Consider the following 6327-nt stretch of genomic DNA (forward strand, 5'->3'; position numbering starts at 1 on the left):
CTGGGGGGGTTGGTCCCGTTCCGAGATCTCACCCCTTTCGCTTTCCCCCCCCCCACAGACTTGTGGGGGGAGGAGGGCCCGGGAGTGGCGTAGCCCGGCCTGTCGGCCGGCCCACGCCCGTCACCTCACCTCACCGGGTGTCAGTGGTCGTGCACCGAGTGGGCCTCCTGGATCTTCTTCCAGGACTTCGGCTCCACCAGCGCCCGGACCTCGTCCCGCGCCCCCGGCGCCAGTGCGGCGGTCGCGGCACCCGGTGCCACCGGTCCGACGGCCGGCTTGCCCGGGGTGAACAGCCAGGTCTTGAAGAGGTCCCCGAGCTTCTGCCCCGACACCTTCTCCGCGTACGCCTGGAACTCCGCGATGGTCGCGTTGCCGTACTTGCGCTCGGTGGGCCAGCCCTTGAGGATCCGGAAGAACTTCTCGTCCCCGACGGTGTTGCGCAGTGCCTGGATGGCCACCGCGCCCCGGTCGTAGACCGCACTGGAGAACTGGTTGTCCGCGCCCGGGTCGCCCGGCTTGACGCTCCAGAACGGGTCGTCGGCCGGGTGCGAGGCGTAGATGTAGTCGGCCAGCTCCTGCGCGGTGCCCTCGTTCTCGTGCTCGGACCAGAGCAGCTGGGCGTAGCTCGCGAAGCCCTCGTTCAGCCAGATGTCGCTCCAGTGCGAGACCGAGACGCTGTCGCCGTACCACTGGTGGGCCAGCTCGTGCACGACCACCGAGGTGTTGGTGCCCTTGGCGAACTGCTTGGGGCTGTAGAAGACCCGGGTCTGGGTCTCCAGGGCGTAGCCGGTCGGGACGTTGGGCACGTACCCGCCGACCGAGCTGAACGGGTAGTCGCCGAAGTAGCCGCTCAGCCAGTCCACCAGCTCGCCGGTGCGCTCGACGCTGGCCCGGGCGGCGTCCGCGTTGTCGCCGAGGTCCTTGCTGTACGCGTTGTAGACCGGCAGCCCGCTCGCGGTGGTGTCGGTGGTGATGTCGAACTTCCCGACGGCGAGGGTGGCCAGGTAGGTCGCCTGGGGCTTGTTCTCGCGCCAGCTGTAGCGGGTCCAGCCGGCCTTCGAGCTGGTGCCGGTCAGCACGCCGTTGCTGATCACCTGGTTGCCGTCCGGCACCAGCACCGACACGTCGTAGGTGGCCTTGTCGCTGGGGTGGTCGTTGCTCGGGAACCACCACCACGCGGCCTCGGGCTCGTCGGCCGCCACCGCACCGTCCGGAGTGCGGTGCCAGGCGGTGAAGCCGTACTTCTTCACGGTGGACGGCACGCCCTTGTAGCGGACCACCACGGTGGCCTGGCTGCCCTTGGCCAGCGGTCGGGCCGGGGTGATCTCCAGCTCCTGCTCACCGCTGGTGGCGAAGGCCGCCGGCCGCCCGTTGACCAGCACCTCGGAGACGTTCAGCGCGAAGTCGAGGTTGAACCGGGAGAGGTCCTGGGTGGCAGTGGCGAGGATGGTGGTGGTGCCCTCCAGCTCGTCGGTCGCGGGCTGGTACTTCAACCGGATGTCGTAGTGGGAGACGCGGTAGCCGCCGTTGCCGTAGCTCGGGTAATAGGGGTCGCCGATCCCGGCCGCGCCGGGTTGGAAGTCGGCGGCCGAGGCGGGGACGGCCAGGAACAGGCTCAGGGCACTGGCGGCGGAGACGATCAGCCTCTTGCGCAACGTGGTCCTCCAGGATCACCGGATCGATGGGTCGGATCGATCCTTGTCCCGGCGGCCCCCGGTCCACTCCCCAACTATGAGATGTTCATGAAAAGAAACGCGCCGAAATGACGGCGCCTCACCGCCGTCACACACCCCACCCGCCCCACCCGTTCAGGCCCCGAGCACCACCGGCGCCCGCACCAGCGAGCCGTACTCCGTCCATGAGCCGTCGTAGTTCTTCACGTGCGGGTACCCCAGCAGCTCGGTGAGCGCGAACCAGGTGTGCGCCGACCGCTCGCCGATCCGGCAGTAGGCGATCACCTCCCGCTCCGGACCGACCCCCTTGTCCCCGTACAGCGCCCGCAGCTCCTCCGCCGAGCGGAACGAGCCGTCGTCGTTGGCCGCCTGCGACCAGGGCACGTTGACCGCGCCCGGGATGTGCCCGGGCACCTGGGCCTGCTCCTGCGGCAGGTGGGGCGGCGCGATCAGATCGCCCCGGAACTCCGCCGGGGAGCGCACGTCCACCAGCACCGCGTCCGCGCCGGGCTTGGCGAACACCTCCGCCTTGGCCAGCACCTCGTCCCGCAGCGCCCGCACCTCCGGCCGCTCCGGACCGGTCAGCCGGTAGCCCGAGTGCTGGTAGTCCATCACCTCGTGGGTGAGCGCCCGCCGCTCCAGCTCCCACTTCTTCCGCCCGCCGTCCAGCAGCTTCACCGGCCCGAACCCCCGCAGCCGCAACAGCCAGAACGCGTACGCGGCGAACCAGTTGTTGTTGCCGCCGTACAGCACCACGGTGGTGTCGTCCTCCACCCCGGCCGCCCGCAGCAGCTGCTGGACGGCCTCGCGGTCCGCATAGTCCCGCCCGACCTGGCTGTGCAGGTCGGTGGTCCAGTTCCACCCCACCGCACCGGGGATGTGGTCCCGCTCGTAGGCGCTGCTGTCCTCGTCGACCTCGACCACCCGGACCGTCCCGTCGTCCAGGTGATCGGCCAGCCACTCGGTGCGGACCAACGCCTCGGGGTGCGCGTAACCGTTGCCGGTCATACCGGGCCCTCCTTCGCTCTGCCCAGACTGCGGCACCCGACCACGGGCGCAGGCAGACCGCGAGGGCATCACGAGGCACCGGCGACCGGGCCGGACAGTTCGAAGCTACGCCGACCGTCCGGCCCGGGCCACCCGGCTCAGGAGAAGACGACCGAGCGCAGCTTCAGCCGGTTGCCGAGCCTCTTGCCGGGGGGCATCACGTAGTAGGTGTCGCCGTCGCAGTCCTCGTCGAGGAACACCGTGGCCGTCGAGGTGGTGAAGTTGTCCGGCGCATAGGCCGGGGTCGACTCGGTCGCCCCGAGCAGGTTGATGCACTTGCCGCTCTCCGGGTCGGCCAGCCCGGCCGGGACGCCGGGCAGCGGGCCGACCTTGTAGAGGAAGTCCCCGGTGGCGGCATTGGCGGACATCGGAACGGCGAGGACGAGAGCGGCAGCGCTGACGACGGCGAGCACGGCATTGCGGAGACGCATGGATACGAGCCTTTCAGGTGGTACTCGAGGTACCCGGTGAACTGGTGCGAGATCACCCTAGAGGCCGAAAATCCGCAGAAACGCTTCTTCCAATCCACCCTTTCGGGTGGTTTAAACAGCAAAGCCGCTACCCTCTCGATATCCGATTCTCGGACATTCCGATGTCAATTCGGCGGCGCCGTGAAGAGGTACCCGGAATCGATCAGCACCGGCAGGTACGCCTTCAACGCCGCCACCGTCTGCGAGCGGTCCCCGCCGCCGTCGTGGTTGAGCACGATCGACCCCGGCCGCACCTCCTTGAGGACCGTGTCGATGATCGACGACGTCCCCGGCCGGGACCAGTCCCTCGGGTCGATCGACCAGGCCATGTTCCGCAGCCCCAGTTCGGCGGCCACCCGCAGCGACACCGGCGAGAAGTCCCCACCCGGCGCCCGGAACCAGGTGGGCAGTCGCCCGGTGGTCCGGTGCAGCACGTCGCTGGTCCGTTCCAGCTCGTCCCGGACGGCCCCCTCGGACATGTGCCGCAGGTCCGGATGGGTCCAGGTGTGGTTGGCGATGTGGTGGCCCCGGTCCGCGATCTCCTTCACCAGACCCGGGTGCTCGACGGCGTTCTCGCCGATCAGGAAGAAGGTCGCCCGGATCCCGTGCTGCTGGAGCAGGGCCAGCACCTGCGGCGTGTACCGGGGGTCCGGCCCGTCGTCGATGGTGAGCGCCACCACCCGCTGGGCCGGGTCCAGGTCGTACACCGGCTTGCTCTCCGCATCGCTGAGCACCTTGCGAACCGGCTGGACGCTCGGCGCGGCAGAGGCCGACGGAGTAACGGACGGCGGCACCGGAGAGGGCGTCAGCGAGGGCGCCGGAGCCCCGGGCGACCCGGGCGCCTCCGTCGCCAGCACCTCCGTCACCCCCTCCGGAGCGGCGACGCCCCCGCCACTCCAGGGGCTCCTGCAGGCGGCGGCACCGCCGAGCAACGACATCCCGGCCGCTACCATCAGCAGCCTGCGCGAGGTGACCCGAGCGGCCACCGAAGAAGTAATCTGACGATCAGACAGCATTCTGAATGCTTGCCCCGCTGGTCAGCACCCCTCCCCCCGGGCACCGATCACCACTCCGACAGCCCACACCACCCCCACACCACCGGCCCGCCGCCACCTCTCCCCCCGCCGGACGCCCCGCCTCCCCCCACGACCGCTACGCTGTGCCTTCCCCAGTGTGATGATCTGCCATCAGAGGACGTGGCCATGACGAGAAGTCAGGACTTCCCCCAGCAGGGCCCGCAGGACGAGGACGCCGTCGAGCTGAGCCAGTGGGAACGCTTCGGCGTCGACACCACCACTCCGCACTCCGCACGCGTCTACGACTACTGGCTGGGCGGCAAGACCAACTTCCCGCCGGACCGCGCCATGGGCCAGGCCATCGAGGAGGCCGTACCCAGCGTCAAGGAGATGGCCAAGGCCAACCGCGCCTTCCAGGGCCGCGCGGTCCGCCACCTCGCCCGGGAGCACGGCATCCGCCAGTTCCTCGACCTCGGCACCGGCATCCCCACCTCGCCGAACACCCACGAGATCGCCGAGGCCGTCAGCCCGGGCACCCGCGTCGTGTACGTCGACAACGACCCCATCGTGCTCGCCCACGCCCGCGCCCTGATGGTCTCCAGCCCGGCCAGCCGCACCACCTACATCCACGCCGACCTGCGCAAGCCCGAGGAACTGTTCTCCGACCCGGCGCTCACCTCCACCCTCGACCTCACCCAGCCGGTCGGCCTGCTGATGATCGCCGTCCTGATGCTGATCGCCGACGAGGACGACCCCTGGGGCCGGGTCGCCGCACTGCGCGACGCCCTGCCCGCCGGCAGCTGCCTCGCCCTCACCACCCCCACCGCGGACTTCGCCCCGGAAGCGGTCGGCAAGGTCGCCGAAGCGGCCCGGGCCGGCGGAATGACCCTCGTCCCCCGCGGCTACGACGACGTGCTCCGCTTCTTCGACGGCTGGGACCTGGTCGAGCCGGGCCTCGCCCCGGTCCTCGCCTGGCGCCCCGACGGCGAACCCCCGGCCGACCCGAAGGCCGCCTACTACTGGGGCGGCGTCGCCATCAAGCGCTGAAACCATGCGGCTGTTGAAGTGAGCCTCACTTCAACAGCCGCGACAGCCTCCGGTCCGCCAAGGGCTTCCCCCCGGTCTGACACGTCGGGCAGTACTGCAGCGACGAGTCCGCGAACGACACCTCCCGCACCGTGTCCCCGCACACCGGACAGGGCAGCCCGGTCCGCCCGTGCACCCGCATCCCCACCTTCTTCTCCGCCTTGAGCTCCCCCGCCGCCAACCCCCGCGACCGCTCCACCGCCTCCCGCAGCGTGCCCCCGAGCGCCTCGTACAGCCGCGCCGTCTCCTCCTCCGTCAAGCTCGACGCCAACTTGTACGGCGACATCCGCGCCACGTGCAACACCTCGTCCGAATAGGCGTTGCCCACCCCCGCCACCACGCTCTGGTCCCGCAACACCCCCTTCAGCTGCCGCCGCTCCCCCCGCAGCAGAGCAGCGAACTCCGCCACCCCGAAGCCCGGATCCAACGGATCCGGCCCCAACCTCGCCACCCCCGGCACCTCCGCCGGATCCCGCACCACATAGACGGCGAGCCCCTTCTTCGTCCCCGCCTCCGTCAGATCGAACCCGCCCTCCCCCACCAACCGCACCCGCAACGCCAACGGATTCCGCGGCCCCGGCTTCGCCCGCTCCCCCGGCAGCGTGTCCCTCCACCGCAGCCACCCCGCCCGCGCCAGGTGCACCACCAGATGCAACCCACCCACCTCGAAGTCCAGAAACTTCCCCCGCCGCCCCACCGCCCCCACCGCCCGCCCCTCCAACGCCCCCACCGGCGGGTCGTACGTCTTGAGCGCACTGATCGCCACCGGCTCCACCCGAGCGATCTCCCGCCCGACCAACCGCTCAGCCAAAAAGGCGCTCAGCGCCTCCACCTCAGGCAACTCCGGCATGCGCCCAGTCTCTCCCCACCCCCTCCCACCCGCACGACAGATCCCACCAACCCACCCACCCCAACCACCCACACCCCCACCTCCCACCCGCCCACCCCCACCACCCCCCTCCCCCCACCCGACCCAGGCGAGAGGGACGCGCTGCGGGAGGGGGCGGTGGAGGGGGTGGGTGCGGAGAGGGGCGT

Annotated in this window: 6 protein-coding genes; 1 reads left to right on the forward strand and 5 read right to left on the reverse strand. The window is 70.6% G+C overall.

The window, feature by feature from the left end:
- Positions 1–140: 140 nt before the first annotated feature.
- From ACZ4W5_RS37590 to ACZ4W5_RS37605, 4 genes are all read right to left on the reverse strand, one after another.
- Positions 141–1655: a M1 family metallopeptidase gene (locus ACZ4W5_RS37590; protein ID WP_465659718.1), complete on the reverse strand. Its 1515-nt coding sequence runs from the start codon at positions 1653–1655 to the stop codon at positions 141–143.
- Positions 1656–1808: 153 nt separating this feature from the next.
- Positions 1809–2681 (reverse strand): sulfurtransferase, encoded by an 873-nt coding sequence (locus ACZ4W5_RS37595; RefSeq protein ID WP_465659720.1) that lies wholly within the window; start codon positions 2679–2681, stop codon positions 1809–1811.
- Positions 2682–2818: 137 nt separating this feature from the next.
- Positions 2819–3151: a hypothetical protein gene (locus ACZ4W5_RS37600; RefSeq protein WP_360235283.1), complete on the reverse strand. Its 333-nt coding sequence runs from the start codon at positions 3149–3151 to the stop codon at positions 2819–2821.
- A 164-nt stretch (positions 3152–3315) separates the two neighbouring features.
- Positions 3316–3924, reverse strand: a complete 609-nt coding sequence (locus tag ACZ4W5_RS37605) for a polysaccharide deacetylase family protein (protein ID WP_360235280.1) — start codon at positions 3922–3924, stop codon at positions 3316–3318.
- Positions 3925–4392: 468 nt separating this feature from the next.
- Here ACZ4W5_RS37605 and ACZ4W5_RS37610 point away from each other — a divergent pair, with 468 nt between their 5' ends.
- Positions 4393–5253 (forward strand): SAM-dependent methyltransferase, encoded by an 861-nt coding sequence (locus ACZ4W5_RS37610; protein WP_465659722.1) that lies wholly within the window; start codon positions 4393–4395, stop codon positions 5251–5253.
- A 25-nt stretch (positions 5254–5278) separates the two neighbouring features.
- Here the strand turns inward: ACZ4W5_RS37610 and ACZ4W5_RS37615 are convergent, their stop codons facing one another.
- Positions 5279–6142, reverse strand: coding sequence for an Fpg/Nei family DNA glycosylase (locus ACZ4W5_RS37615; protein WP_465659724.1), 864 nt, complete (start codon positions 6140–6142; stop codon positions 5279–5281).
- Between the last annotated feature and the right edge of the window lie 185 nt (positions 6143–6327).

It is taken from the genome of Kitasatospora sp. NPDC029367 (genome assembly GCF_055569135.1).